Consider the following 26,791-nt stretch of genomic DNA (forward strand, 5'->3'; position numbering starts at 1 on the left):
CTTGGGTCGCTTCAGGCCAGGGAAGGCGGATCCGCCGTGCCGGGCCGCAAGCCCTTGAGGATCACCAGCAGGGCCACGCCCACGGCCATGACGCCGGCGGCCAGGTAGAGGCCGGTCGCATAGCCGCCACCCAGGCGCTCGGCAAGCGCGCCGGTGAGTGCCGGGCCGATGATCTGCGCCAGGCCGTAGGCGGCGGTCATGCGGCCCATCATCTTCGCCGGCCGGGTCGGATAGTGGCGACCAGCCAGGGTGAGCACCAGGCTGACCTGGCCGATGAAGGTGCCGCCGAAAAGGAGTGCGCCGAGGACCGATGCGGCCAGGCCGCCGAGCAGCACCGGCAGCAGGATGCCGACGATCTGCAGGACCGCGGAGAGGATCAGCGCATCGATCGGACCGGTGCGGCGGGCGATCAGGTCCCAGTTGATGCACGCCGGCGCGGCGCCGATGCCGATCGCCAGGAATACCAGGTTCCCCTGCCCGGCCAGGCCCGGAAGCCGGTTGGTGATGGCGACGATGAAAGTGGCGCTGACCACGTAACCGAAGCCGGCACAGAAATAGAAGGCCATGAGCATGCGTTCGAAGACGCGACCCGGCGGCCGGTCGACCAGTTTTTCGCCGGCGATGGTGTGCCCATCCGGCACCGGTGGCGGCAGCCAGCGCAGGGCGGGATACGCGAGCAGCGCGCCGCAGGCGGCCAGCGCGAACCATTGCCCGCGCCAATCCAGCCTGGTCTTCATCAGTTCCGCGGCCACGGCGCACACGGCGATGCCCAGACCGATGCCGGAAAAATGGATGCCGAGCTCGGCGCGGTGACGCTGGCGCAGCAGCCAATGGAGGATCAGGCCGGTGCCGAGCACCATGCCGGCCGCGCCGCACAGACCGGCGAGAAAACGCGACAACGCCCAGACCGCGAAGCGATCGCTCACGCCCATCAGGGCGGTGCTCAGCACGGCGAGCAGCATGCCGAACCGGTACAGGCGATCCTTGCGCCGCAGATCGTCGAGCCTGGAGGCCAGCAGCGCGCCGCACAGATAGCCGGCGTAATTGATCGCCGCCAGCCAGCCCGCCTGCGCCACGCCGAGGCCGGCCTGCTGCTGCATCAGCGGCAGCAGCGGCGTGTAGGCGAACCGCGCCACGCCAAGCACCAGCATCAGGCTGGCGATGCCGGCGCCAAGCACCCTCAGCCGTTCGCGCTGCGGACTCATCGGCTCGACTCCCGCCACGCCGCGCTCGCCCGAAGGGCGCATTTCCGTCGCGAAGTGACCGCCGCAGTGTAGTGCGGACCGATCCTGCAAGAGCGCGACACGAGGCGCCTTGCGGTCGCGGCTGAGCGAACCTGCGCGCCTCCCCGGCGCCTCGACAAGGCGCCGGGCTGCCCTGCGCTTCGTCGGCGGCAGCGGCCGGATCGACGGCGTGGGACGCCGATCCGGCCCGGGCGCGGGCGCAGGGCGAGCGCGGCGGATCAGCCTGCGGACACCTGCGCGAGCTGGGCCAGACGACGCACCGCCACCGAGGCGATCGGGTAATCCACGTGCTGGGTGAGGATCTCGGCGAGCATGCCGCGGGTGTACCTGAGCGTGGGATCGTCCCGCTGCAGCCAGGCCTGGACCGGCGATGTCTGCCCTTCACCGAGCGGCTGCGAAAGCACCTGCTGGGCCAGCGCGCGATGCTGGTGATTGAGCTCGTCCAGCAGCGAACCGCGTGCCTGCGCATGCCAGCGCCCCTCTACCGGCAACGCCTCGATCTGCTCGCGCAGCCATTCCAGATCCAGCGCCTCGCCGAGCTCGTAGAACACCTGGGCGACGGCGGTCTCCGGCCTGCCGCTGCGTTCGGCCACCTCGACCATGTCGAGCGCGGGACGCAGCTGCGCCAGCGCGGCCAGACGCCGGGCGAGCGGCTCGGGCATGCCGCGCGAGCGCCATGCTTCTTCACTGGCCTGGAAACGCTCTTTGCCGGCGGCGGTCAGGGTGCCCGGCAGCAGGCGAGCGAGTTCGCGCACGCGATCCTGATAGCGGGCGACGTTGGCGGCGATGTCGAACCCCGCCGCCGGCCGGTTCAGCAGCCAGCGCGTCATGTGCCGCAGCAGCTTCCACAGCTGCAAGCTGGCCTCGACCTGCACGCTTTCGGGCACCTTGCCGTCCAGCGCCTCGATCGCGGCCCAGGTGTCGCGTGCGTCGATAATCTCGCGGGCGGCGGTATAGGCCTTGGCCACGGCGGCGGCGGTCTGGCCGGTATCCTCCTGCATGCGCAACATGAAGGTCGCGCCCATGCGGTTGACGGTGGAGTTGGTGACCGCGGTGACGATGATCTCGCGCTTCAGCCGATGGCGCTGCATGTGCGCGGCAAAACGCTCGTGCAGCGGTTGCGGGAAATAGCGCACCAGTTCCTGCGACAGATACGGGTCCTCCGGCACGTCCGAATCGAGCAGGGTGCGCTTGAGGTCGATCTTGTCGTAGGCCAAGAGCACGGCGAGCTCCGGCCGGGTGAGGCCCTGGCCGCGCGCCTTGCGTTCGGCCAGCTCGGCGTCACTGGGCAGGCTCTCGACCTGCCGGTCGAGCAGGCCCTTGGCCTCCAGGGTGCGAATGAAGTGGCCGAGCGTGCCGATGCGCTTGGCGGCCTGGTATTCCATCAGCGTGAGGGCCTGGTTCTGCCGGTAGTTGTCCTGCAGCACCAAGTGGCCGACCTCGTCGGTCATGCTGGCCAGCAGGCGGTTGCGCGCCTCCATGTCGAGCTCGCCGCGCTGCACGGCATCGCCGAGCAGGATCTTGATGTTGACCTCGTGGTCGGAAGTGTCCACGCCGGCGGAGTTGTCGATGAAGTCGGTGTTGAGCAGCACGCCATGCTGGGCGGCCTCGACGCGGCCCTTCTGGGTGAGGCCGAGATTGCCGCCCTCGCCCACCACCTTGCAGCGCAGCTCGGCGCCGTTGATGCGCACCGCATTGTTGGCGCGGTCGCCGACCTCCGCGTGGGTTTCGCTCGCGGCCTTGACGTAGGTGCCAATGCCGCCGTTCCAGAGCAGATCCACCGGCGCACGCAGGATGGCCGAGATCAGCTCGGTCGGCGAAAGCTGGGTGACCGCCGCGTCCAGACCGAGCGCAGTGCGCATCGGCGCGGAGACCGGAATGGACTTGGCGCTGCGCGGCCACACGCCGCCGCCGGCGGAGATCAGCGTCTTGTCATAGTCGTCCCAGGACGAGCGCGGCAGTTTGAACAGCCGCTCGCGCTCGGCGAAGGAGCGTGCCGGATCGGGATCGGGGTCGACGAACACGTGACGATGATCGAACGCCGCGATCAGCTTGATGTGGCGCGACAGCAGCATGCCGTTGCCGAACACGTCGCCGGACATGTCGCCGATGCCAACGACGGTGAAATCCTCGTTCTGACAATCGCGGCCGAGCGCGCGGAAATGGCGCTTGACCGATTCCCACGCCCCGCGCGCGGTGATGCCCATCGCCTTGTGGTCGTAACCGTGGGAGCCGCCCGAGGCAAACGCATCGCCCAGCCAGAAGCCATGTTCGAGCGCGATGGCGTTGGCAATGTCGGAAAACGTCGCAGTGCCCTTGTCGGCGGCGACCACCAGGTAAGGATCGTCCGCGTCGTGCCGGACCACGTCGCGCGGCGGCACCACCTTGCCCTCGACGATGTTGTCGGTGATGTCGAGCAGGCCGTTGATGAAGAGCCGGTAGCAGGCCACGCCCTCGGCCTGGATCGCGTCGCGGTCGCCGCCCGCCGGCGGACGCTTGACGTAGAAGCCGCCCTTGGAGCCGACCGGCACGATCACGGTGTTCTTCACCATCTGCGCCTTGACCAGGCCCAGCACCTCGGTGCGGAAATCCTCGCGCCGGTCGGACCAGCGCAGGCCGCCGCGCGCGACCGGGCCGAAACGCAGGTGGATGCCCTCCACGCGCGGCGCGTAGACGAAGATTTCCCGGTACGGCACCGGCTTGGGCAGTTCCGGCACCTGGTGCGAATCGAACTTGTAGCTGATGTACGGACGCGGCCTGCCGTCCGTGGTCTGGAAATAGCTGGTGCGCAGGGTGGCGTGCATCAAGGCCGAGAAACGACGCAGGATGCGGTCGTCATCGAGACTGCTGACCTCCTCGAGCAGGCGCTCGATGCCCTGGCCGATCTGTTCGACCTGGGCCGCGCGCGGTAGCGCGAAGGCGCCGACCAGGCTTTCGATCAACTCCGGCTGGGCCTGCTGCACGCGTTGGGGAATGAGCGCGCGCATCTCCGTGCCCAGCGCCGCCGCCGCAGCCTCGCGCTCGGCGGCGGAGAGGCTCTCGCGGCGGGGATCGAACTTAGCCAGGAACAGCTCGACGAGCAGGCCGGCGATGGCCGGATAGCGGCCGAGCGCATCCTCCATGTAGGCCTGGGAGAAGGTCACTCCGGTCTGCAGCAGATACTTGCAATAGCCACGCAGCATGGCGACCTGGCGCCAGTCGATGTGCGCGGCGAGCACCAGGTTGTTGAAGCCGTCGCTTTCGGCCTGCCCGCGCCACAGCGCCTCGAAGGCACGCTCGAAGCGCTCGGCCAGCTGCAGGACGTCGAAGGCCATCGCCGCCTTCGGGCTGAGTTCGAAATCGTGGATGGTGATCTCGCGCTCGTCGCCGGTCAGCGCATAGACGTGTTCGGCGAGCACCCGCACGCCCATGTTCTCCAGCATCGGCAGCGCCTCGGAGAGCGGAATCGGCGCACCGAAGTGGATCACCTTGAAACGCAGGTCGCCCGCACTGCCGCGATAGAGCTTGACGTGCAGCGCGTCCGGGTCGCGCAGCGCGGCGAGCGCGGTGAGATCGGCGGCCGCGTCCTGCGGCGAGACCTCCTCCACGTAGCCGGCCGGCAGCCGCCGCCCATAGCGCTTGAAGAGCGCCAGTCCCTGGACCTGGCCGTGCATCCGCACCAGGCTGTCGCGCAGCCCGTCATGCCAGTTGCGCACGATGTCGACCACGCCGCGTTCCAGCGTGGCGACGTCGAAGGCGGGACGATCGCCGATGCGCGGCCGCACCACCACGTAGAGCCGGGCCAGCACGCTCTCGTCGAGCCAGACCGCCGAGTCGACCTCCTCGCCGTGCAGGGCCTCGCTCAACAGCTTGACGATGCGCTCGCGCACCGTGGTGCTGAAGCGCTCGCGCGGCACGTAGACGAGGCAGGCGAAGAAGCGGCCATAGCGATCCGCACGCACGAACAGGCGCGGCCGCGCACGCTGCTGCAACTCGAGGATGCCGAGCGCGATCTCGTAGAGTTCCTCGGCGCCGGCCTGCAGCAGCTCGTCGCGCGGCAGGGTTTCGAGGATGTGGCGCAACGACTTGCCCGAGTAGGAATCGCGCTCGAATCCGGAGCGGGTCAGCACCGCCTCCACCTTCTGCCGCACCAGCGGAATGTCTTGCGGTCGCGCCATGTAGGCGCTGGAGGTGAACAGCCCGAGGAAACGCTGTTCGGCGACCGGTCGTCCGTCGGCATCGAAATGCAGCACGCCGACGTAATCCATGTGGCCCGGGCGATGCACCCGCGAGCGCGCATTGGTCTTGGTGAGCAGGATCGGTTCGGCGGGACTGGCCATGGCCAGCTCGCCCAGACGCAGCGAACGCGGACCGAGCGAACGCTCCCCGCCCCGCAGGATGCCGAGCCCGGTGCCTTCCCTAGGCTGCAGCGAGCCGCCGTCCGCGGCCACCACGTACTCGCGGAAACCGAGGAAGGTGTAGTTGTCGTGGGCCAGCCAGCGCAGGAAGGCGCCCGCCTCCTCGGCGACGGCGGCCTCCAGCGGCGGGCGGCGGCGAGGCAGCTCGTCGGCGATGGCGAGCGCACGCTCGCGCATGGCCGCCCAGTCCGTCACCGCGGCGCGGACATCGGCCAAGGCATCCTCCAGCGCCCGGACGAGCGCGTGCACCTGCGCGGCATCGCCGATGGGATCGATTTCCAGATACATCACCGACTCGGGCGCGCCCTCACCGATCGCCTCCAGCCGGCCCGCCGCATCGCGACGCACCTTGATCACCGGGTGGATCAGGAGCTGGATCTGCGTGTGCTCGGCAATCGTCATGCTCACCGTGTCGACCAGGAACGGCATGTCGTCGGTGACCACCTCGACCAGGCTTGCCGCCTCGCCCGCCTCGACGATACGCACGCTGGCGCGCCCGGACTCGCGTTGCTGCAGGAAGGCGAGGAGATCGGCGATGCGCCGCGCCCAGTCCGCCGGCTCGTGCAGCGCACGGTCACTGCTGCCGACCTGGGCGAAGAACGCTGCCACGAAGCGTGGCACCGCAAGCTCCGCCGGCGCCGGCAGCGCATGCTGCCGTAATGCCTCGATCACTTGTGCAGGAATCGCATCGCCGTTATTGACAGCCATTACGTGCAGGACCTCGCCGGATTCTGGGGAAAAACCAGTCCGCCACGCAGGCGGCAAGCGGCGAAGGATACTGCCGCGTTTCCCCATGAATCCAGCTGCGGCAGCAGTGGCCGCAAAGCCACGGGCAGCGAGTGCGCGCTGAAAACCCGCGCATCCGCTCAGCGTCCGGGCGACACCCGATGCAGCCTGAACGGTGCCTCGCCGGGGCGCCGCAGCCAGCGCTCGAACGCGTCCGGCGACACCGCCCGCGCATACAGATAACCCTGGCCCTCGGCACAACCGGCGCGCAGCAGAAAAGCATGCTGGGCCTCGTGCTCGATGCCCTCGGCGATGGTGTAGAGCCCGAGCCTGGCGGCCAGCGCCAGGATCGCCTCGACGATGGCGGCATCGCTCGCACTGTCCGGCAACCCGGCCACGAAGCTCCGGTCCACCTTGACGCCGACGATGGCGGGCAGCTTCAAATAGCTCAGCGACGAATAGCCGGTGCCGAAATCGTCGATGGCGACGCCGACGCCAAGCTCGTGCAGCGTGTGCAAGGTGCGCCGCACGTCCTCGCCCAGCCGCAATATCGCCCCTTCGGTGATTTCCAGCAGCAGACGGCCGGCCGGAACGCGATGAGCGGTCAGGTTCTCGCGCAGCCCGGCGAGGAACTGCGGATGGGCCAGACTGCGGGCCGACACGTTGACGGCCATGCGCAGCGCGGGCAGGCCGGCGTCGATCCATGCACGCAACTGCCGGCAGGCCCGCTCGAGCACCCAGGCATCGATCTCACGGATCAACCCGGTCCGCTCGGCCTGTGGAATGAACTCCCCGGGCAGCACCTCGCCGCGCTCGGGGTGGCGCCAGCGCAGCAGCGCCTCGGCGGCCCCGATCCGGCCATGCCGCAGGTCGACGCTGGGCTGGTAGACCAGCTGGAACTCGTCCCGACGAAGGGCACGCCGAAGCTCCGTCGCCAGCACCCGCTGCCGACGCGCGGCCGCACCGGCCACCGGGGCGTGGAAACGCACGGCGTTGCGCTCCTCGCGCTTGGCCTGCGCCATGGCCGCCTCCGCGTGTGCCATCAAGGTGGCGATGTCGGCGCCATCGAGCGGATAGCCGGCGACGCCGATGCTCGCGCTCATCGACAGCTCGCCCGCCTCGATCCACAGCGGTTCGGCGACGGTCGCCAACAACCGCTGCGCCAGCGGCCGCACCTGCTCGAGTGCGTCCAGGCCCTCGATCAGCACCGCAAACTCATCGCCACCCACCCGCGCCGCCACACTGCCGGCCGATAAGGCCTGACGTAGCCGCGCGGCCAGCCGCGCCAGCACCTCGTCGCCCACCGCGCGGCCGTAGCCTTCGTTGATCGCCCTGAAGGCGTCGAGCCCGATGAACAGCACGGCCAGCATGCGCCGCCCGGCATCGGCGGCGACGATCGCCCCCGCGGCATGCCGCTCGAAGGTCGCCCGGCCGGCGAGTCCGGTCAGCGGATCATCGCCTTCCCGGACATCGGGCATGGACACCAGCTGTTGCGTCTCCCATGCGCTGAAGACGGCCAGCAAACGGCCGTCTTCCAGGCGCCGAATGGTCATGTGTTCCCGATAGCTACTGCCATCGGCGCGGCGGCTGGAAAGCTCCCCGCGCCATCGGCCCGAACGCTCGACCTGCGGCCACACGGCTGTGGACAAGGACCGCCCGTCCGGAAGCCGGCGGGTGTCCTGCAGGCTGCCGCCCAGCCGGCTGCCGGGGGCAAAGCCGGTCAGGCGGTCATGCGCGGCGTTGGTGGCCACGATGCGGCCTTCGGCATCGAGCAGCAGCACGCCTTCGGCAAATTCCGAAAAGGCATCCTCCAGACGGTGCGTGGCTGCCGATTCGATGCCGGCCTGCCGATCGATCAACCACAGCAGGCGATGCCCATGCGCTTCCTCCGCCACCGGGGCCGGGTCGGAAACGACATACACCGGGCGCACTCCACGGATACCGCGCAGCATGGCCGGGCCGTCACCCGCAGGCGGCTCGACGAAGAGCGTGTCCAGGGCCCGGCCGCGGAGTGACGCGCCATCAAGGCCCGTCCACAGGCTCAACTGCACGCTGGCCTCGAGGATGCGGCCATCGGCGGCCACCGTCACGATGGCGATCGGCGCGTCGCTGTCCAGCCGCGCCGCATCCGGCATCATGGCCGACGCCTTGCTCCGGTTTTTCACCATCAGCCACGCCAGCAGCAAGGCCACCAGAGCGAGCGCGGCCGGAAGCGTCCAGGCCAGCCCGTTGCCGCTCCAGGTGAGCGGATCGAGCCAGGCCCGCGCGGCCGGTGAGATGGGGGCGCACAAGCTGCCGGCGGCACGCGGCCAGGTGCACCTACGGGATGAGCGCCGATTTTTCAGCGCCTCCTGTCCGGGGCAGGAGGCGCCAGCAGGCATCAAGGGCGTCAGCCGTCGAGGCATGCAGCGCGGCGCAAGCGTGTATCGCATCGCAACGAGCCGAAAAATTCGCCGGGAGTTTTTCAGTATTTCCCCAGGGCCCGATGAGGCTCGCGCAGGCTGTCGGCCGATCTGCATGGACATTGTTTTCCCCTCGGTGTCACGCCACATCTGGCCGATCCATCGCTTCCATGCCTGGCCGATTCTGCGCGTGACGCCCCTCATGCGCCAGCCTGCCGGCGCGGCGCGCCTGCCGCGGTGTGCCACGGCTTGGCGAGTCGCTGGCTTGTTGCTAAGATGCGCGCCGCTGTGGGGCCATAGCTCAGCTGGGAGAGCGCGTCGTTCGCAATGACGAGGTCCGGGGTTCGATCCCCCGTGGCTCCACCACCGATCACGAAGAAAGCCGGGTCTCGCCACCCGGCTTTCTTTTTGCGCGCGGCTCGCGTATGCGGCTCCTTGAGTGCCCGGCCAAGGACGTCTGAATGACACGCTCCTGATGGCTCCCTGCCGGCCCGCGGCAGGTTTGGCTGCGTGCGTCGCCGTTTTTGCGCCAGCCACGGCGCATGCATCGACGGGATGTCCCCTCTTCCCAACGGAAGGCTTCCATCGACTCGGCCGCTGCCGGCGCAGCCCATGGCGGCCATCGCTTCAAAGCCGGATCGGTGGTGGATAACGCCGTCCCGGCCGCAAGGGACGGAAGCAGGGCGCCTGGCGATAGAACGCCTCCCGGGCATTGTCAGCATGCCAGCCGGGAATGCCGGATAACGGCAGCGGCCGCAAGTCTTGCGGATCCTGCAGAGCCCGGCCGGCCGCGATCGCCTGGGCACAGGCAGCTGCAGCCATCGCCGGTTCGGCTGTGGCATCGAGCACCACCAAGGCCTTGCCGACCAGATGCAGCGCCGGTGTGAGCGCATGTTCGAGCAAAGCATGCCCGAACACTTCCACCTGCAGGCGCCCATCCTGCCAAGCCGCACGCTCGCGCCAGAAGAGACCTTGCCAGTCATGCGCATCCAGACGCGCGAGCAGCGCCGGATCACGCACGAGGAGGATCACCCCGGCCTCGTCGAAATGGGTCAGCGCGCACTGCGCGCGACTGCGCCGGCGCGGCCCCCAGCGCGCGATGTCGGCCATCTGGCGGGCGTTGAGTGCGCGCTTGAGCGCCGGATATCGCGCCCACACCAGCGCATTGAAGAGGTCGTGCCAGTTCGCCTCGCGGGTGGCCACCACGGCGCATTGGGCGATGCGTTGTTCGTAATGCAGGCCATCCGCGAGCAGTGCGCGGGTCTGGGCCAGAAAACGCACGCCAGCGGCGCCGCACAGGCGGGCGTTAAGTTCGCTCACCGGCGGCCACTGCGGGCCGTCGAGCAGTTCGGCATGGCTTGCATGCCAGGGCGCGAGTGGCGGCCGTCCGAACACCTCGCGGTCGAGCCGTTCGCGTGCCGGCGCATGGTGGCGCATGCGCTTGAAGTCAGGCCGTGCCGGAAGCCGGCGTGGCGAGGCGTGCATACAGGTCGTGCGCGTCGCTGTCCTCGACGAGGATCTCGACGAACTGACCGGGACGCAGCCCCTGCCCGCCGACGATGCGCACGACGCCGTCGATCTCCGGCGCATCGGCGCTCGAGCGCGCCAGCGCACCGTCGGCGTCCACCTCGTCCACCAGCACGCGCAGCCTGTGGCCGACCTTGCGCGCGAGCCGGGCCGCGGAGACCTCCGCCTGCACCGACATGAAGCGTTCGAGCCGATCCTCCTTGAGCTCCTCGGGGATCGCGCCGGGCAAGGCGTTGGCGCGCGCGCCCTCGACCGGCGAATAGGCGAAGGCACCGACGCGATCGAGCTCGGCCTCGCGCAGGAAATCGAGCAGGGCCTCGAATTCGGCCTCGGTCTCGCCGGGAAAACCGACGATGAAGGTGCTGCGCAGGGTCAGCTCCGGCACCGCCTTGCGCCAGGCGCGGATGCGCTCGAGCGTGCGTTCCACGTCACCCGGACGCTTCATCAGTTTCAGGATGCGCGGGCTGGCGTGCTGGAAGGGTATGTCGAGGTAGGGAAGGATGCCTCCCGAGGCCATCAACGGCATCAGTTCGTCCACGTGCGGGTACGGATAGACGTAATGCAACCGTACCCACACGCCGAGCTCGGCGAGACCTTTGCACAACTCGGTCATCCGCGTGCGATAGACGCGATCGCGCCAGGGACGCTCGGCATAGTGGAGGTCGACGCCGTAGGCACTGGTGTCCTGGGAGATCACCAGGAGCTCCTTGACCCCGCTCTTGACCAGCCGCTCGGCCTCGGCGAGCACTTCGTCCACCGGACGCGACACCAACCGCCCGCGCAGCGAGGGAATGATGCAGAAGCTGCAGCGGTGATTGCAGCCCTCGGCAATCTTCAAGTAGGCGTAATGCCTGGGCGTCAGCTTGACGCCGGTGTCGGGCAAAAGATCGAGAAAGCGGTCGCGCCGCGGTGGCAGCGCCTGGTGCACCGCGCGCATCACGCTCTCGTAGTCCTGCGGGCCGCCGATCGCGAGCACCTCGGGATAGGCCTCGCGGATCAGTCCGGCGCGCTTGCCCAGACAGCCGGTGACGATCACCTTGCCGTTCTCGTGCAGCGCCTCGCCGATCGCGTCCAGGGATTCCTGCACCGCCGCGTCGATGAATCCGCAGGTATTGACTACCACCGCGTCGGCGGCCTGGTAACTCGGCACGATCTCGTATCCCTCCGCCTTGAGCTGGGTGAGGATGCGCTCCGAGTCGACCAGCGCCTTGGGGCAGCCCAGGCTGACGAAACCGATTTTCTGCGTGGCGGGCACCGTGGACGTCCTGCGCGGCGGGGTTGATAACCGTCCATTATAGCTTTGCGTCCCTTGCACGCCCGCCGGCTAGAATTTTCGAGGCATCGGCCCCGGGCCTTCGGGTCCGGACGTTCTTCGGAGACCATCGATGGGCGAACAGATCAGCATTCCGACCACCGGCACGCAGTGCATCGGCGCCTATGTGGCGCGCGCCCCCGGCAAGCCCCAGGGAGGCGTCGTGGTGATCCAGGAGATCTTCGGCGTCACCGCGCACATCCGCAGTGTCGCCGACCGTCTGGCGGCAGCGGGGTTCACTGCCATCGCGCCGTGTTTCTTCGATCATCTGGAAACCGGCGTGGAGTTGCCCTACGACCAGGCCGGCACCGAGCGCGGTCGCGCGCTGGTCCAGGAACTGGGCATGGACCGCGCGGTCGCCGATGTGGCCGCCGCGGCCGAAGCGATCGCCTCGGCCGGCCGCATCGGCACGGTGGGTTTCTGCTGGGGCGGCACCGTGGCCTTTCTCGCCGCGACCCGGCTGGGCTTGCCCTCGGTGAGCTATTACGGCGCCCGCAACGTCGCCTATCTCGACGAGCAACCGAAGGCGCCGGTGATGTTCCATTTCGGCGAGAAGGACCCGAGCATCCCGCCCGAAGCGATCGCCCGGCACCGGGCCAAGCTGCCGCAGATGCCGATCTACACCTACCCGGCCGGACACGCCTTCAATCGCGATGCCGATCCGCACGTCTACGACCGTGCCAGCGCGGAACTGGCATGGCAGCGCACTTTGGCGTTCTTCGAGGAACACCTCGCCGGCGCCGCCGTCAAGCCATGAACGATCCGGGCTTCGCACTCGATGCGCGCCTGGCGGCCGATACCGTTCCGCTCGGCGTGTTCGAGCTCTGCCAGGTGAGGCTGATGGACGATGCGCGCTTTCCCTGGCTGGTGCTGGTGCCGCAACGGCCAGGCCTGAGCGAAGTGCTCGATCTAGAGCCCGCCGACCGCGATCTTCTGTGGCGGGAAACGCTGGCAGCGGCCGATGCCCTGCGCCGCCATGTCCCTTGCGACAAGCTCAACTTCGGCATGCTCGGCAATCTCGTGCGGCAGCTGCACGTGCACGTGGTCGCCCGAAGCGAAGGTGACGCGGCCTGGCCCGGTCCGGTATGGGGTAGCGGCGCCGCCGTGCGCCATGCGCCGTCGGCACTCGCCGAGCGGGCGGGACATCTTCGCGCCGTGCTGGGTCTGTAGCCGACGCGCGCACCCTTGCCAGCCGTTTGCAAATACACTCGCCCGCACTTGGGCGTTCTGCTCGCCGCAGCGACGGATCGTGGCTGCGCATAAGCGGACACCGGACCCGCGGGACGTGCCCACAGGCCCGTCCCGCCCACGCCAAGGGTCGCCCGAAGCAACGCTCGGTCAGTGCTGCTCCGGCGAGAAACCGCCGCCACTGGCACTCTTGCCCTGCTGTTCGTCGTTCATCTTGACCGGCGCGTGATAGTCCTCGAGGTCGCGTGCCTCGGTCTCGATCGGGTCGATCTTCTTCAGCGTGCCCTTGTCGTCGTAATAGACGATAAAGCCGTAGTCGAGCTGCAGCCTCGCCATGTATTGAAGATGCTGCTTGCGCACCTTGGAATCGTCGCTCGGCACCAACAGCACGGTTTTGGGCAGCTGTCCGGTTTCCTTGAGATAGGCGAAGTGACTGCCGGTATCCAGCGCCGAAAGCACTGCGCCGTCGACCAGGAACTGGCCGCTCTTGTACGCCTGAATGGTGGCGTCGAACTGCTGCTGGCCCTGCGGCGTCAGGTAGGGATCGTCCTTGGTCGAGCCACGGTGACATCCGGCCAGGACGAGCACGGCGGCCAGCAGGCAAGCGGCCGCGAGGCGGCGGAATAGACAAACGGCATTCATGGCTTTCATCGATTTCATGCGGTCAATGGGCGATGGACGCCCAAGTGTACCCTGCCGGCCGATCTTCGAGGCCGCGTCGCCTCAGGTGCGCGGCAGCGTCACGCCGCGCTGGCCCTGGTACTTGCCGCCGCGGTCGCGATAGCTCACCTCGCACACCTCGTCGGACTCGAAGAACAGCATCTGCGCCACGCCCTCGTTGGCGTAGATGCGCGCCGGCAGCGGCGTGGTGTTGGAGAACTCCAGGGTCACGTGCCCTTCCCATTCCGGCTCCAGCGGCGTCACGTTGACGATGATGCCGCAGCGGGCATAAGTGCTCTTGCCCAGGCACACCACCAGCACGTCGCGCGGAATGCGGAAGTACTCCACCGTACGGGCCAGCGCGAAGCTGTTGGGCGGGATGATGCACTGATCCGCCTCCACGTCGACGAAACTCTTGGAGTCGAAGTGCTTGGGATCGACGATGGTGGAATTGATGTTGGTGAACACCTTGAACTCGCGCGAGCAGCGCACGTCGTAGCCGTAGCTGGAGGTGCCGTAGCTGACGATGCGCTCACCGCCCGCCTGCTTGACCTGGCCGGGCTCGAACGGCTCGATCATGCCGTGGCTTTCAGCCATGCGGCGGATCCATTTGTCGGACTTGATGCTCACGCTGCTTTCAGCTCCGGTGGATGCCATGCGCCCGCGGCAAGACTCACGCTTTGGGCGGCGGCGGGGCGAGGACCTCGCGGTTGCCGTTGTGCTGCGGCGCGCTGACCACGCCTTCGGCCTCCATCTGCTCGATCAGCCGCGCGGCGCGGTTGTAGCCGATGCGCAGATGCCGCTGCACGCCGGAGATCGAGGCGCGCCGGGTCTGGGTGACGATGGCCACCGCCTTGTCGTAGAGCTGTGCATCGGCATCGCCGCCCTCCTCGGCGCTCTGCGGCAGGCCGGCCTCATCGATGAACTTGCCGTCGGCGGTGGACTGCACCTCCTCCAGCACGCCATCGATGTACTGCGGCGCACCCTGCGCTTTCAGCCAGGCGACCACGTTGTGCACCTCGTGGTCGTCGACGAAGGCCCCATGCACGCGCTCGGGCATCGCGGTGCCGGGCGGCAGGTAGAGCATGTCGCCGTGGCCGAGCAGGGTCTCGGCGCCGGACTGGTCGAGAATGGTGCGCGAATCGATCTTGCTCGACACCTGGAAGGCGATGCGGGTCGGGATGTTGGCCTTGATGAGACCGGTGATGACGTCCACCGACGGGCGCTGCGTGGCCAGCACCAGATGCACCCCGGCGGCGCGCGCCTTCTGCGCCAGCCGCGCGATCAGCTCTTCCACCTTCTTGCCGACGATCATCATCATGTCGGCGAACTCGTCGATGATGACGACGATGTATGGCAGGGTTTCCAGCGGCTCGGCGACCAGGCTCGGCATCTCCGGATTGGGCCGGAACAGCGGATCGAGCAGCGGCTGGCCGGCCTTGTCGGCTTCGATCACCTTTTTGTTGAAGCCGGCCAGGTTGCGCACGCCGACGGCAGCCATCAGCTTGTAGCGGCGCTCCATCTCGGCCACGCACCAGCGCAGCGCGTTGGCCGCTTCCTTCATGTCGGTGACCACCGGCGCGAGCAGATGCGGGATGCCTTCATACACCGAAAGCTCCAGCATCTTCGGGTCGATCATGAGCATGCGCACGTCTTTCGGGCTCGCCTTGTACAGCAGCGAGAGCACCATCGCGTTGACCGCCACCGACTTGCCCGAGCCGGTCGTGCCGGCGACCAGCAGATGCGGCATCTTGGCCAGGTCCGCCACCACCGGCCGCCCGCCGATGTCCTTGCCGAGCGCGAGCGTGAGCGGCGACTTCATCTGGTCGTAACGGTCCGAGCGCAGGATCTCGGACAAGTACACGATCTGCTTCTTCGCGTTGGGGATCTCCAGCCCGATCACGTTCTTGCCTGGGATCACGTCGACCACGCGCACGCTGACCACGGAAAGCCCACGCGCGATGTCCTTGTCCAGGCTCGACACCTGCGCGCCGCGCACGCCGGCGGCCGGTTCCAGCTCGAAGCGGGTGATGACCGGGCCGGGATAGACGCCGACCACCTTGGCCTCGATGCGGAAATCCTTGAGCTTGAGCTCGACCTGGCGCGAAAGCACTTCCAGGGTTTCTTCCGAATAGCCCGGCCCCTGCTCGGGCGCCTCGTCGAGCAGCGACAGCGGCGGCAGCTCGCCCGGCGCGGCGGCGCCGGTGAACAGCGGAATCTGCGTCTCGACGCGGGCGCGTTCGCTGCGCACCACCGGCGCCGGCGGCGTCTCGATGCGCACCGGCTCGCGTTTGGCCTGGCGGGCGGCGTCGGTCTTCTTGACCACGTCGCGCTCGGCCCGCGCCTGCTGGGCGATGATCGCCTCCGGCGCGCGCTTCAGCGCCTGGCGCATCCTGGCGAACAGTGCCAGCGCGGCCTGCCCGGTCCAGTCCATCAGCCGGAACCAGGACAAGCCGGTCGCCAGGGTCACCGCGCCCAGGAACAGCGCCAACAGCAGGAGCGGCGCGCCGGTCGGGCCGAAGGCCCGCAGCAGCGCACCACCCACCCACTGTCCGACGATGCCACCGACGCCCTGCGGCAACACCGGCCAGCGACTGAAATTGATGTAGAGCAGCGCCGGCGCGGTGATGAAGAAGAACACCCAGCCGATCAGTCGCAGCGACGGTTCCCACGGATGCGTGTGGCGCACGCCGTGCTGGCGCAGGACCTGCACGCCGAGCAGCACCAACAGCAGCGGAAACGCATAGGCCACGAGGCCGAAGATGTAGCGCAGCAGGTTGGCGATGTTGGCGCCCACCGCGCCGCCGATGTTGCGGGCGTGGGCCACCGTGCCGGCATGGCCCCAGCTGGGGTCGAGATCGTCGTAGCTGAACAAGCAGACCAGCAGATAGATCGCCAGCGGCAACAGCAGCAGGGCGCCGGTCTCGCGCAGACGCCGCCGCGCCTCCTCGCTCAGTGCGACGGTTTCCGCGGATTTCTTGTTGGCACTAGCGCTGCGCGCTGCCGGCATGGATTTCCAACCACGATGCAAAGACTCGAAAAGATGCTGAAAATCCCGTCCATGACTTTTTCAGCTCGCCGCGGCGCGGTACACGCCCGCCGCGCTCCATGAATCCAAGGGCTTGCGCCCCTCCGATTCATGCCGGGGCATCCTGCCCCAGACAGGAAACGCTGAATAGATCAGCGCTTACTTTAAGTTTCCAAGTCTACACGGCCCGCAGGCGGTCCCAAGGCAATCCCCTGGCTTGCGGCAAGAGAGCGGCCCGGCGCCGATTTGCCCGACGTGCGCCCACCGTGCCAACCAGGCCCCGAGCCTGCGAGCCTGGCGGTACGGTGGGCGAGCGTACGTCGCAGACCATCAGCCCATCGTGCCCTTCAGCGCCGGATGCACCAGCTTGCCGGCTTCGACATTGATGCCCTTGGCCAGCGGCTCGAACTCCCGCCAGTCATCGCCCGCAGCCAGGCGCAGCACGTACGGCAGGATCGCCGCGGAAATGGCCAGCGAGGAGGTCTGCGGCACCGCGCCCGGCATGTTGGTCACGCAGAAATGGGTGACGCCGTGGACGTCGTAGGTCGGCTCGGCCCAGGTGGTCGGCCGCGAGGTCTCGAAGCAACCGCCCTGGTCGATGGAGATGTCCACCAGCACGCTGCCCTTCTCCATCGTCCTGACCATCGCCTCGCTCACCACGCGCGGGGCGCGCGCGCTCGGAATCAGCACCGCGCCGACCACCAGATCGGCGTCGCGCACCTCCTCGGCCACCGAGGATTCATAGGCATACAGTGCGGTGACGTTCGGGCCGAGCGCCATCATCGCGGCAAGACGATCGGGACGCTTGTCGAACACCACCACGTTGGCACCCGCGGCGGCGGCCAGCGCGGCGGCCTGGCCGCCGGCAGCGCCAGCGCCGAGCACCACCACCTTGCCGCGCGGGGTGGAAGCCATGCCGCCCAGCAGCTTGCCCTTGCCGCCCTGCGGCCGGTGCAACAGCGTGGTGCCGACCTGGATGGCGATGCGACCGGCGATCACCGACATCGGCAGCAGCAGCGGCAATTGACCGTTTTCCTCCACCGACTCGAACGCCACGCCGGTCAGACCGATCTCCAGCAGGCGCCGGGTGAGTTCAGGCTCGGCCGCCAGATGCAGGTAGCAGAACAAAAGGTGATGCTTCTTCAGCAGTTTGAGATCGCCCTCGATCGGTTCCTTGACCTTGACGATGAGTTCCGCGGCCGCATAGAGCGCGGCCGCATCCGGCACGATCTGGACACCGACCTTGGCATAGGCCTCGTCGGTGAAGCCGCTCTTCTCGCCGGCGCCGGACTGGATGTACACCGTATGCCCATGCCGGACCAGATCGGCGGCGGCGGCGGGGACCAGGGCGACGCGCCCTTCGAGGGTCTTGGTTTCTGCGGGGATGCCAATGCGCATGGAGCGTTCCTGAAAGTGCCAAAGCAAAAGCCACGGGTTCGCCGTGGCTGGGAAAATTCGGGCGCTGCTTGAATCGCACCCTGCGCGTGACCATGCTTGCGCGACGTCCGACGCGGGGCACTGCTGCAACGCTGCGGAAAATCTCATCGATCTTACGCAACCATCAAAGGATTATAGCCATGCCGAATGCCAAGCACAGCCGCCTGCTGATCCTGGGCTCCGGTCCTGCCGGCTACACCGCGGCGATCTACGCGGCGCGCGCCAACCTGGCCCCCACGTTGATCACCGGCCTGCAGCAGGGCGGACAGTTGACGACCACGACCGAGGTCGACAACTGGCCCGGCGATGTCGAAGGCGTGCAAGGTCCGGCGCTGATGCAGCGGATGGCCGAACATGCCGAGCGCTTCCATACCAAGATGGTGTTCGATCACATCCACCGCGTGGACCTGACGCAGCGGCCGTTCCATCTCAAGGGCGACGCGGGCGAATACACCTGCGACGCCCTGATCGTCGCCACCGGCGCCACCGCCAAGTATCTGGGCATCGCCAGCGAGGAGAAGTTCAAGGGCCGCGGCGTGTCGGCCTGCGCCACCTGCGACGGGTTCTTCTTCCGCGAGCAGGACGTGGTCGTGGTCGGCGGCGGCAACACCGCGGTGGAGGAGGCGCTGTACCTGTCCAACATCGCCCGCAAGGTGTACCTGGTGCACCGGCGCGACAAGCTGCGCGCCGAAAAGATCATGCAGGACAAGCTGTTCGAGAAGGCCGCCGCCGGCAAGATCGAGCTGGTCTGGAACCACACCGTCGAAGAAGTGCTCGGCGACGATTCCGGCGTGACCGGCGTGCGCGTGAAATCGGTCGACGACGGCGTCCTTCGCGACATCGACGCCACCGGCTTTTTCGTCGCCATCGGCCACACGCCCAACACCGGCATCTTCGAGGGCCAGCTCGACATGCGCGAGGGCTACATCAAGGTGCGCAGCGGCCAGAACGGCATGGCGACGATGACCTCGGTGCCCGGCGTCTTCGCCGCCGGCGACGTCGCCGACCACGTCTACCGCCAGGCGATCACCTCGGCCGGCTTCGGCTGCATGGCCGCGCTGGACGCCGAACGCTGGCTGGAGCAGGCGGGCGCGCTCTGAAAGCCCGCACAGTGATCGAGGCACGCTTCCACGATCGCATCGACCGCATCCCCGCGGCCGCCTGGGACGCGTTGCGGCCGGACGACAACCCGTTCCTCGCGCACGCCTTCCTGCATGCGCTGGAACGCGACGGTTGCATCCGCGAAGCCTGGGGCTGGCGGCCGCATCACCTGGGCCTGTACGAACAGGACCGGCTGGTCGCCGCCGCGCCGGTCTACCTCAAGGACAACTCGCACGGCGAGTTCGTCTTCGACTGGAGCTGGGCACACGCTTGGGAGCGTGCCGGTGGCGACTACTATCCCAAGCTGCTTGGCGCCGTGCCCTACTCGCCCGTGCCCGGTCCGCGCCTGCTCGTCGGCACCGGTGCGCGCGCGCCGACGCTGCGGCATGCGCTGGCGACAGCCCTGCGCGATGAAACCGACCGGCGCGGGCTGTCCTCCGCGCACGTCAATTTCCTGCCCGCGGAGGAAGCCGCCGCATTCGATGCCGACTGGCTCGCGCGCTTCGACGTGCAGTTCCACTGGCCCAACCGCGGCTATCGCGATTTCGAGGATTTCCTCGCCGCGCTCAACCACAAGAAGCGCAAGAACATCCGCCGCGAACGCGCCGAGGTCGCCGCGAGCGGCCTTGCCATCGAGATGCGCGCCGGCGACACGCTGTCGGCGGACGCCTGGCGCAGCGTGCATGCGCTCTATCGCGCCACCTTCGAGGCCAAGGGCAACCATGCGGCGCTGACCGCGCGTTTCTTTGCGCATCTCGCCGAGCTGGGAGACACCGTGCAGCTTGCGCTGGCCCGCGATCGCGACCGCATCGTGGCGATGGCCTTGTTCCTGCGCAGCGGGCGCGTGCTGTACGGACGCTACTGGGGCAGCGCGGTGGAATTGCCCGGCCTGCACTTCGAGCTCTGCTACTACCAGGGCATCGACTACGCCATCGGGCACGGTCTGGAACGCTTCGAGCCGGGCGCGCAGGGCGAGCACAAGCTCGCGCGCGGCTTCCTGCCGGCGCGCACGCATTCGCGGCACTACCTCGCCGATGCGCGCCTGCGCGATGCGGTGCGCGCGGCACTGGCCCGCGAGGCGCGCGCGCTCGAAACCTACATCGACGAATGCCTCGCGCATTCGCCCTACGCGCAACGATGATCCGCCTGCCGCTGCTGCGCGACGATGCGCCGGAGCACTTTCCCGACCCGGTGCGCGCGCTCGTCGAGCCGAACGGCCTGCTCGCCTTCGGCGGCGACCTCTCGCCGCGGCGCCTGCTCGCCGCCTATCGCCAGGGCATCTTCCCGTGGTTCAACGAAGGCGAGCCGATCCTGTGGTGGTCGCCCGATCCGCGCTGCGTGTTTATTGTCGAACGTCTGCGGCCCAATCGCAGCCTGCGTCGGCAACTGCGCGACAGGCCCTGGACGGTGACCATCGACCGCGCCTTTCGCGCGGTGATGGAAGCCTGCGCCGCGCCGCGTCCCGGACAACACGGCACCTGGATCAGCGACGCGATGATCGATGCCTACGCCGCGCTGCATGCGCAAGGTCACGCGCACAGCGTGGAAGTGTGGGATGAAGATGCTCGCCTCGTCGGCGGCCTCTACGGCGTCGCGGTCGGGCGATTGTTCTGCGGCGAATCGATGTTCAGCGCCGAAAGCGGCGGCTCCAGACTGGCGCTGGTCGCGCTCGGACGGCTGCTGCGCGAGCGTGGCTTTCCGCTGCTGGACGCGCAGGTGAGCAACGCTCATCTGCTCGGGCTGGGCGCCATCGAGCTGCCGCGCGCGAGGTTCCTCGCACAAGTCCACACGCTGCGCGATCTGCCCGACGCGGGGCCGCCGTGGCGCGACACGCCGCCGCTCACCGCCGCCGAGCTGCTGGCCGCCAAAGCGGCGCGTTGAACGGCTTGAGCCGTCGCCTCAAGCGGCTTCGGCGATCAGTATCAGCGACGCAGGCCGGCCGGTATGCGGATGCGCGGGTTCGACCACCCGCGTCACCCGCAAGCGTGCCTGCGACAACGCATCGAGCCAGCCGGCGAGCGTGCGGAAATACCACGGCGCCGCGCGACCGAAGCCTTCGCCGCAGCCCTGCCACGAGCCTTCGCGCCAACTATCCGCATACGGCGCATCGCCGCAGACGGTGAACGGATGCAAGGTCTGCACGATCAACGCGCCGTCGGGCGCCAGCAAGGCCGGCACCGCGCGCAGCAAGGCATCGACGGAAGCGCCGCCGAGCAGCGAGAAGTTGCACGTCACCACGTCGGCACGCTCGCGCAGGCTGCCGGCGGCGATCGCGGCGTAGTCCATCGCGAGGAAACGGCCACCACCGACATCACGCGCCGCCGCGATCAGCGCCGGCACCGCGTCGATGCCCAGCGTCTCGATGCCCTCGGCCGCCAGTGCGCGCACCAGCCAGCCTTCGCCGCATCCAAGGTCGATCGCCGTGCGCGGCCGCCGCGCACGCACGGCATCCAGCATCGCGCGGTCGGTCACCAGCCGGCGGCTGGCGATCATCTTTCCACGCACCGCCTGCGTCCACGGCGCCGCGTTTTCGTGCCAGACCTCGAGAATGTCGCGTTCGTGCGCGTCCACTGTGCTTGGCCGTGAGATACCGCGCGCCACTGTGCCACATCGCCGCTGCTTGAGCTGGATCAATACCGGGCGCGCAAGCGCGGTCTAGCTTTGCAGGCCTGTTCATCAATCCCGAAGAGGACGCGACGATGAAAGCACTCGTATATCAGGGCCCCGGCAAGAAAGCGCTGGAAGAGCGGCCCAGGCCCGCGATCCAGACGCCCAGCGACGCCATCGTCAAGGTGCTCAAGACCACCATCTGCGGCACCGACCTGCACATCCTCAAGGGCGACGTGCCGACCTGCACGCCCGGCCGCATCCTCGGGCACGAGGGCGTCGGCGTGGTCGAGGAGGTCGGCGCAGCCGTCACCGCCTTTAAGCCGGGCGATCACGTGCTGATCTCGTGCATTTCCTCGTGCGGCAAGTGCGACTACTGCCGGCGCGGCATGTATTCGCACTGCACCACCGGCGGCTGGATCCTCGGCAACGAGATCGACGGCACCCAGGCCGAATACGTGCGCACGCCGCACGCCGACACCAGCCTGTATCACGTGCCGGCCGGCGCCGACGAGGAGGCACTGGTGATGCTGAGCGACATCCTGCCCACCGGCTTCGAATGCGGCGTGCTCAACGGCAAGGTCGCGCCCGGTTCGAGCGTGGCCATCGTCGGCGCGGGCCCGGTCGGCCTCGCCGCGCTGCTCACCGCGCAGTTCTACTCGCCGGCGCAGCTCATCATGCTCGACCTCGACGACAACCGCCTGGAGATCGCCCGCCGCTTCGGCGCCACCCACGCGATCAACAGCGGCAAGGCCAACGTGGTGGACGAGGTCAAGGCGATCACCGACGGCCGCGGCGTCGATACCGCGATCGAGGCGGTCGGCGTGCCGGCGACTTTCCACCTGTGCGAGGACCTGGTCGCGCCCGGCGGCGTGATCGCCAACGTCGGCGTGCACGGCGCCAAGGTCGACCTGCACCTGGAGCGGCTGTGGTCGCACAACATCAGCATCACCACGCGACTGGTGGACACCGCGACCACGCCGATGCTGCTCAAGACCGTGCAGGCGCAGAAGATCGACCCCAAGCGCCTGATCACCCATCACTTCCGCCTCGACCAGATCATCGAGGCCTACGACACCTTCGGCCAGGCCGCGCGCAACAAGGCGCTCAAGGTCATCATCACGCCCTGACGCCTCGTGACGAGGCCGGCGTCGCGCTCTCCGGCGCGACGTCGGCTTCGCGGGCTTCACGACGCCGGCGGAACGGTGGTGTCTTGTGCCGGCGTGGCAAACGTCTTGCGGATGGCGTCCTCGTCCGGAAGTGCCTTCGCCTGCCAGCGCAGGATGCGGATGCCGGCCGCGGTCAGCGCCTTGTCCTTCTTCGCATCCGCCGCCTGACGATCGGCCTTGGCATGCGTCGCATCGTCCAGCTCGATGACGGCGAGGATGCTCGCATCCTTGGCGCACACCACGAAGTCCGCACTCATGCGGTTGATGCGGTTGAACCACTCGTTGAAGTTGTGGCCCTTGCGGACGCCCAGCAGGCGCGAAAGCCCGACCTGCGCGAGCACGATGTGGTCCGGCAAGGCCTTGCACAGGCGGAAATACAGCACCTGCTCGGGCGCGGACAGCGGCTTTTTCGCATAGAACGGCCACGGCGCTTCCTTGCGCGGCGCCTGCCTGGCCTTGGCCGCCAGCGCGAACGCGGCAAGCACGAGGAAAACCAGCACGAGGACAACGACGATCAGCATGCGTATCTCCTTTCGCAACGATGGCAACGACGACGGCGCGGGCTTTGCGCGACCGGCCGCAGCACTGACACACCAGTGTCAACCACTGCGTGATATCACGTTCGTTCGATCCTGCAAGAGGCGATGCCGCTGCGACGGGAGGCACCCGGGTCCGCGGCCCTCGGCTAGCATGGACAGCCTATGACCTCAGCCAACCAGCCAGCGCATCCCGTCCCGTCACCGGCGGCGGCTGAAACGCCTGCGGTCGATCTCAACGACCCCGCGCTCTACATCAACCGCGAGATCTCGCAGCTCAAGTTCAACGTCCGCGTGCTGGACCAGTCCCTGGACGAGCGCACGCCGCTCCTGGAACGGCTCAAGTTCCTGCTGATCTTCTCGCGCAACATGGACGAGTTCTTCGAGATCCGTGTCGCCGGGCTCAAGCACCAGATCGCCTTCGGCCACGAGCTGGTGGGCGCGGATGGCTTGCCGCCGCAGCGCGTGCTGGCCGAGATCAGCGCGATCGCGCACCGGCAGATCGAACGCCAGTACGCGATCCTGAACGAGCGCATCCTGCCCGAGCTCGACGCGCACGGCATCCGCATCGTCCGACGCTCGCAGTGGACGCCGCGGCAAAAACGCTGGATCGCCCGCCACTTCCACCACGAAGTGGCGCCGCTGTTGACGCCGATCGGGCTCGACCCGACCCATCCGTTTCCATTGCTGGTCAACAAGAGCCTCAACTTCATCGTCAAGCTGGAAGGCGCCGATGCCTTCGGGCGCGATTCCGGCCTGGCCATCCTGCCCGCGCCGCGCATCCTGCCGCGGCTGGTACGTCTGCCCGACGAGGTCTGCGACGGCGGCCACAACTACGTGCTGCTGTCCTCGATCATGCATGCGCATGCCCAGGAGCTCTTTCCCGGCATGAAGGTGCTCGGTTGCTACCAGTTCCGGCTGACCCGCAACGCCGACCTCAGCATCGACCCCGAGGATGTCGAGGATCTCGCCCTGGCCTTGCGCGGCGAGCTCGCCTCGCGGCGCTTCGGCGACGCGGTGCGACTGGAGGTGGCCGACAATTGCCCGCGCGAGCTTGCCGACTATCTCCTGCACCGCTTCGGCCTGGGCCCCGACGAGCTCTATGAAGTCAACGGACCGGTGAACCTGGCGCGCCTGTTCGGCATCGTCAACCAGGTGAACTTCCCCGAGCTGCAATACCGGCCGTTCACGCCAAGCCTGCCCAAGGTGCTGCAAAAGAGCGAGGACCTGTTCCGCGCGATCGCCCGGCAGGACATCCTGCTGCTGCATCCCTACGAATCCTTCGCGCCGGTGGTCGACCTGCTGCGCCAGGCGGCGAAGGATCCCGCCGTGCTGACCATCAAGCAGACGCTCTATCGCAGCGGCGCCGATTCGGAGATCGTCGACGCGCTGGTCGAGGCCGCACGCGCCGGCAAGGAAGTGACCGCCGTGGTCGAACTGCGCGCGCGCTTCGACGAGGAATCCAACCTGAGCCTCGCCGCCCGCCTGCAACAGGCCGGCGCGATCGTCGTCTACGGCGTGGTCGGCATGAAGACGCACGCCAAGCTGATGCTGATCCAGCGCCGCGAGGGCGATGAACTGGTGCGCTATGCGCATCTGGGCACCGGCAACTACCACACCGGCAACGCGCGGCTGTACACCGACTACAGCCTGCTGACCTCGGATGAGGCCTTGTGCGAGGACGTGCACAAGCTGTTCGGACTGTTGACCGGCATGGGCAAGCTGCAACCGATGAAAAAACTGCTGCATGCGCCGTTCACGCTGAAGAAGACCCTGCTCGAACTGATCGCCGCCGAGGCTCGCCATGCCGAGGCCGGGCGGCCAGCGCAGATCGTCATCAAGGTCAACGCGATCACCGAGGCCGGCATGATCCGCGCGCTGTACAAGGCCAGCATGGCCGGGGTGAAGATCGATCTCATCGTGCGCGGCATGTGTTGTCTGCGGCCCGGCGTGCCCGGCGTGTCGCACAACATCCGCGTGCGCTCGGTGATCGGTCGTTTCCTGGAGCACAGCCGGGTGTACTGGTTCGCCAACGGTGGTGAGCCCAGGATCTATCTGGGCAGCGCGGATCTCATGGAGCGCAACCTGGACCGACGCGTCGAGGCGGTCTTCCCGATCGAGGGCAAAAAGCTGCAACAGCGCATCCGCAAGGAGCTGGATCTGTATCTGGCCGACAACAGCAGCGCCTCGGTACTGTTGCCGAACGGCGAATATCAACGCCTGCAGCCCGGCGCCGGGCAGAGCGTGCGCAACGTGCAGGAACAGTTGCTGGAACGCCTGAGCGGTCTTGCCGGCTGAGCCTGCGGCCTCTCGAGGCGCATCCGATTCGCATGGCAGCTGCTCGCGGCCAACTCTCGCGCGAGCGGCTCATGCCGGCCAGCGCGCCACCTCCAACGCGGCGATGCGCCGCCCGAGCCGCGGCGCGAGATAGCCGTGCGAGCCGCAGGGCAACAGGCCGGCCTCGGCGAACGTGCGCAGGTACCAGGCCGGCGTGCGCCGGTGGAATCCTTCCAGGTCGCCTTCGGCGCCGTCGCGGCTGGTGAAGACCTCCAGAAAGGCCACGCCCTCGAGCATGTCGACCACGCCGGTCAAGCCGGCACGGATCTCGGCGGCGGACAGGTAATGCAGCACGTCGCTGCAGACGATCAGGTCGAAGCGATGGTCGAAGCGAAGCTCGGCGAGCTGTCCGAAGCGGGCGAGTCCGATGTCGCGGCGGCGGCCGTAGCGCGCCACCACGTAGGGGCTCGGGTCCAGCCCCCGATAACTGACGCCCGGACGCAACCGGCGCAGCACCGCGCGCCAGGGCGCCTCGCCGCAGCCGACGTCGAGCACGTTGCGCAGCGTCCGGCCGAGGTAATACTCGGCCTGCGCCACCGCCAGCGCCACCTTGCGGCGCAGGGCGGCGGCCGAACCCACGGCATGCGCCGGATCACGGTACCAGCGATCGAAGTACGCCCGGTCATAGGCCTTGCGCATGGCCTGTCATCCTCACGAGAAGCACGCAGCATCACCTTTCGCCCACGCGCGGGGCGACAGCATGCCGGCCTCGTGTGTGATTCGCCAAGGGATTTCGCCCATGCCCATGATCCGCATCCGAATGATCGGCAGCCGCGACGATGCCGACCTCCTGCTGGCTACGCTGCACGGCATCGACGGCATCGAGCACGTCGAGGAAGTCGACGAACCGATGGACGCCATCCGCGACGATTCGAGTTCCAATGCACTCGTCGACGACAACACCGGGTCGCTGTACCGCATCGAGGTGCAGGTACCGGACCGTCTGCGCAGCGATGCCGTGCACGCGGTGGCCGAGACCCAGGCCGAACAGCGCGGCTATGCGCTGGAATTCGTCGACGAGTTCTGACGCGCTTGCCCCAAAGATGCCCCGCGCCGCGGCGCATCCAGGGTGCGGCTTTGCAAGCCCAAGCAAAGCCGCGGTGCTGGATGCCTCGTCACT

The 26,791-nt window shown here is 68.1% G+C and carries 20 protein-coding genes and 1 tRNA gene; 9 read left to right on the forward strand and 12 right to left on the reverse strand.

Annotation, left to right across the window (positions count from 1 at the left end):
• Nucleotides 1-11: 11 nt before the first annotated feature.
• The 3 genes from ALSL_RS07965 to ALSL_RS07975 form a co-directional block, all read right to left on the reverse strand.
• Nucleotides 12-1,205: a YbfB/YjiJ family MFS transporter gene (locus ALSL_RS07965; RefSeq protein ID WP_126538076.1), complete on the reverse strand. Its 1,194-nt coding sequence runs from the start codon at nucleotides 1,203-1,205 to the stop codon at nucleotides 12-14.
• A gap of 257 nt (nucleotides 1,206-1,462) precedes the next feature.
• On the reverse strand, nucleotides 1,463-6,349 hold the full coding sequence (locus ALSL_RS07970) for an NAD-glutamate dehydrogenase (protein WP_126538078.1): 4,887 nt from the start codon (nucleotides 6,347-6,349) through the stop codon (nucleotides 1,463-1,465).
• Between the two features lie 158 nt (nucleotides 6,350-6,507).
• Nucleotides 6,508-8,658, reverse strand: coding sequence for a putative bifunctional diguanylate cyclase/phosphodiesterase (locus tag ALSL_RS07975; RefSeq protein WP_161970943.1), 2,151 nt, complete (start codon nucleotides 8,656-8,658; stop codon nucleotides 6,508-6,510).
• A 401-nt stretch (nucleotides 8,659-9,059) separates the two neighbouring features.
• On the opposite strand from ALSL_RS07975, the gene ALSL_RS07980 reads away from it, so the two are divergent.
• A tRNA-Ala gene (locus ALSL_RS07980) sits at nucleotides 9,060-9,135 on the forward strand.
• Between the two features lie 261 nt (nucleotides 9,136-9,396).
• On the opposite strand, the gene ALSL_RS07985 is transcribed toward ALSL_RS07980, so the two are convergent.
• Both ALSL_RS07985 and rimO read right to left on the reverse strand, forming a co-directional pair.
• Nucleotides 9,397-10,206 carry a DUF3025 domain-containing protein gene (locus ALSL_RS07985; RefSeq protein ID WP_126538082.1) on the reverse strand — a complete coding sequence of 270 codons (810 nt, stop codon included), beginning with the start codon at nucleotides 10,204-10,206 and terminating at the stop codon, nucleotides 9,397-9,399.
• 10 nt (nucleotides 10,207-10,216) lie between these two features.
• Nucleotides 10,217-11,551 carry a 30S ribosomal protein S12 methylthiotransferase RimO gene (rimO, locus tag ALSL_RS07990; protein WP_126538084.1) on the reverse strand — a complete coding sequence of 445 codons (1,335 nt, stop codon included), beginning with the start codon at nucleotides 11,549-11,551 and terminating at the stop codon, nucleotides 10,217-10,219.
• A 130-nt stretch (nucleotides 11,552-11,681) separates the two neighbouring features.
• On the opposite strand from rimO, the gene ALSL_RS07995 reads away from it, so the two are divergent.
• Both ALSL_RS07995 and ALSL_RS08000 read left to right on the forward strand, forming a co-directional pair.
• On the forward strand, nucleotides 11,682-12,365 hold the full coding sequence (locus ALSL_RS07995) for a dienelactone hydrolase family protein (protein WP_126538086.1): 684 nt from the start codon (nucleotides 11,682-11,684) through the stop codon (nucleotides 12,363-12,365).
• Nucleotides 12,362-12,778 (forward strand): HIT domain-containing protein, encoded by a 417-nt coding sequence (locus ALSL_RS08000; RefSeq protein WP_126538088.1) that lies wholly within the window; start codon nucleotides 12,362-12,364, stop codon nucleotides 12,776-12,778. Before ALSL_RS07995 ends, ALSL_RS08000 begins: the two co-directional genes overlap by 4 nt.
• 168 nt (nucleotides 12,779-12,946) lie before the next feature.
• On the opposite strand, the gene ALSL_RS08005 is transcribed toward ALSL_RS08000, so the two are convergent.
• The 4 genes from ALSL_RS08005 to ald all read right to left on the reverse strand — a co-directional run bounded on the left by ALSL_RS08005 (nucleotide 12,947) and on the right by ald (nucleotide 17,882).
• Nucleotides 12,947-13,438, reverse strand: a complete 492-nt coding sequence (locus ALSL_RS08005) for a hypothetical protein (protein WP_126538090.1) — start codon at nucleotides 13,436-13,438, stop codon at nucleotides 12,947-12,949.
• Between the two features lie 81 nt (nucleotides 13,439-13,519).
• Nucleotides 13,520-14,086, reverse strand: a complete 567-nt coding sequence (gene dcd / locus ALSL_RS08010) for a dCTP deaminase (protein WP_126538092.1) — start codon at nucleotides 14,084-14,086, stop codon at nucleotides 13,520-13,522.
• A 43-nt stretch (nucleotides 14,087-14,129) separates the two neighbouring features.
• The gene (locus ALSL_RS08015; protein ID WP_126538094.1) at nucleotides 14,130-16,466 is read right to left on the reverse strand and encodes a DNA translocase FtsK; all 2,337 of its coding nucleotides are present in this window, start codon (nucleotides 16,464-16,466) and stop codon (nucleotides 14,130-14,132) included.
• A gap of 348 nt (nucleotides 16,467-16,814) precedes the next feature.
• Nucleotides 16,815-17,882: an alanine dehydrogenase gene (gene ald / locus ALSL_RS08020; protein WP_126538096.1), complete on the reverse strand. Its 1,068-nt coding sequence runs from the start codon at nucleotides 17,880-17,882 to the stop codon at nucleotides 16,815-16,817.
• Nucleotides 17,883-18,061: 179 nt separating this feature from the next.
• Between ald and trxB the strand changes: the two genes are divergently transcribed.
• From trxB to aat, 3 genes are read left to right on the forward strand one after another with little or no spacing between them, the layout of a single operon-like run.
• Nucleotides 18,062-19,021 carry a thioredoxin-disulfide reductase gene (trxB, locus tag ALSL_RS08025; protein WP_126538098.1) on the forward strand — a complete coding sequence of 320 codons (960 nt, stop codon included), beginning with the start codon at nucleotides 18,062-18,064 and terminating at the stop codon, nucleotides 19,019-19,021.
• Between the two features lie 11 nt (nucleotides 19,022-19,032).
• The gene (locus ALSL_RS08030; protein ID WP_126538100.1) at nucleotides 19,033-20,163 is read left to right on the forward strand and encodes a GNAT family N-acetyltransferase; all 1,131 of its coding nucleotides are present in this window, start codon (nucleotides 19,033-19,035) and stop codon (nucleotides 20,161-20,163) included.
• Nucleotides 20,160-20,903 carry a leucyl/phenylalanyl-tRNA--protein transferase gene (aat, locus tag ALSL_RS08035; RefSeq protein WP_126538102.1) on the forward strand — a complete coding sequence of 248 codons (744 nt, stop codon included), beginning with the start codon at nucleotides 20,160-20,162 and terminating at the stop codon, nucleotides 20,901-20,903. The genes ALSL_RS08030 and aat overlap by 4 nt, the downstream gene beginning before the upstream one ends.
• An 18-nt stretch (nucleotides 20,904-20,921) precedes the next feature.
• Here aat and ALSL_RS08040 read toward each other — a convergent pair whose 3' ends face one another.
• The gene (locus tag ALSL_RS08040) at nucleotides 20,922-21,593 is read right to left on the reverse strand and encodes a class I SAM-dependent methyltransferase (protein ID WP_126538104.1); all 672 of its coding nucleotides are present in this window, start codon (nucleotides 21,591-21,593) and stop codon (nucleotides 20,922-20,924) included.
• Nucleotides 21,594-21,721: 128 nt separating this feature from the next.
• Between ALSL_RS08040 and ALSL_RS08045 the strand changes: the two genes are divergently transcribed.
• A complete protein-coding gene (locus ALSL_RS08045) occupies nucleotides 21,722-22,759 on the forward strand; it encodes a zinc-dependent alcohol dehydrogenase family protein (RefSeq protein ID WP_126538106.1) in 1,038 nt (345 codons plus the stop codon).
• A gap of 56 nt (nucleotides 22,760-22,815) precedes the next feature.
• Here the strand turns inward: ALSL_RS08045 and ALSL_RS08050 are convergent, their stop codons facing one another.
• Nucleotides 22,816-23,319: a DUF2726 domain-containing protein gene (locus tag ALSL_RS08050; protein WP_126538108.1), complete on the reverse strand. Its 504-nt coding sequence runs from the start codon at nucleotides 23,317-23,319 to the stop codon at nucleotides 22,816-22,818.
• A 180-nt stretch (nucleotides 23,320-23,499) separates the two neighbouring features.
• On the opposite strand from ALSL_RS08050, the gene ppk1 reads away from it, so the two are divergent.
• Nucleotides 23,500-25,632 (forward strand): polyphosphate kinase 1, encoded by a 2,133-nt coding sequence (gene ppk1 / locus ALSL_RS08055; protein WP_126538110.1) that lies wholly within the window; start codon nucleotides 23,500-23,502, stop codon nucleotides 25,630-25,632.
• A 69-nt stretch (nucleotides 25,633-25,701) separates the two neighbouring features.
• On the opposite strand, the gene ALSL_RS08060 is transcribed toward ppk1, so the two are convergent.
• Entirely contained in the window at nucleotides 25,702-26,310 is a 609-nt protein-coding gene (locus ALSL_RS08060) for a class I SAM-dependent DNA methyltransferase (protein ID WP_126538112.1), read from the reverse strand.
• A 100-nt stretch (nucleotides 26,311-26,410) separates the two neighbouring features.
• Here ALSL_RS08060 and ALSL_RS08065 point away from each other — a divergent pair, with 100 nt between their 5' ends.
• Nucleotides 26,411-26,698, forward strand: coding sequence for a hypothetical protein (locus ALSL_RS08065; protein ID WP_126538114.1), 288 nt, complete (start codon nucleotides 26,411-26,413; stop codon nucleotides 26,696-26,698).
• Nucleotides 26,699-26,791: the final 93 nt, after the last annotated feature.

Source organism: Aerosticca soli (assembly GCF_003967035.1).
Lineage (GTDB): Bacteria > Pseudomonadota > Gammaproteobacteria > Xanthomonadales > Rhodanobacteraceae > Aerosticca > Aerosticca soli.

Excerpts from the sequence above, each read along its gene's own strand:
- ALSL_RS07965 (WP_126538076.1), bottom strand. The coding sequence starts at position 1,205 with ATGAGTCCGCAGCGCGAACGGCTGAGGGTGCTTGGCGCCGGCATCGCC.
- ALSL_RS07970 (WP_126538078.1), bottom strand. The coding sequence starts at position 6,349 with ATGGCTGTCAATAACGGCGATGCGATTCCTGCACAAGTGATCGAGGCA.
- ALSL_RS07985 (WP_126538082.1), bottom strand. The coding sequence starts at position 10,206 with ATGCGCCACCATGCGCCGGCACGCGAACGGCTCGACCGCGAGGTGTTC.
- ALSL_RS07995 (WP_126538086.1), top strand. The coding sequence starts at position 11,682 with ATGGGCGAACAGATCAGCATTCCGACCACCGGCACGCAGTGCATCGGC.
- ALSL_RS08000 (WP_126538088.1), top strand. The coding sequence starts at position 12,362 with ATGAACGATCCGGGCTTCGCACTCGATGCGCGCCTGGCGGCCGATACC.
- ALSL_RS08005 (WP_126538090.1), bottom strand. The coding sequence starts at position 13,438 with ATGAATGCCGTTTGTCTATTCCGCCGCCTCGCGGCCGCTTGCCTGCTG.
- ALSL_RS08015 (WP_126538094.1), bottom strand. The coding sequence starts at position 16,466 with ATGCCGGCAGCGCGCAGCGCTAGTGCCAACAAGAAATCCGCGGAAACC.
- ald (WP_126538096.1), bottom strand. The coding sequence starts at position 17,882 with ATGCGCATTGGCATCCCCGCAGAAACCAAGACCCTCGAAGGGCGCGTC.
- trxB (WP_126538098.1), top strand. The coding sequence starts at position 18,062 with ATGCCGAATGCCAAGCACAGCCGCCTGCTGATCCTGGGCTCCGGTCCT.
- aat (WP_126538102.1), top strand. The coding sequence starts at position 20,160 with ATGATCCGCCTGCCGCTGCTGCGCGACGATGCGCCGGAGCACTTTCCC.
- ALSL_RS08045 (WP_126538106.1), top strand. The coding sequence starts at position 21,722 with ATGAAAGCACTCGTATATCAGGGCCCCGGCAAGAAAGCGCTGGAAGAG.
- ALSL_RS08050 (WP_126538108.1), bottom strand. The coding sequence starts at position 23,319 with ATGCTGATCGTCGTTGTCCTCGTGCTGGTTTTCCTCGTGCTTGCCGCG.
- ppk1 (WP_126538110.1), top strand. The coding sequence starts at position 23,500 with ATGACCTCAGCCAACCAGCCAGCGCATCCCGTCCCGTCACCGGCGGCG.
- ALSL_RS08060 (WP_126538112.1), bottom strand. The coding sequence starts at position 26,310 with ATGCGCAAGGCCTATGACCGGGCGTACTTCGATCGCTGGTACCGTGAT.
- ALSL_RS08065 (WP_126538114.1), top strand. The coding sequence starts at position 26,411 with ATGCCCATGATCCGCATCCGAATGATCGGCAGCCGCGACGATGCCGAC.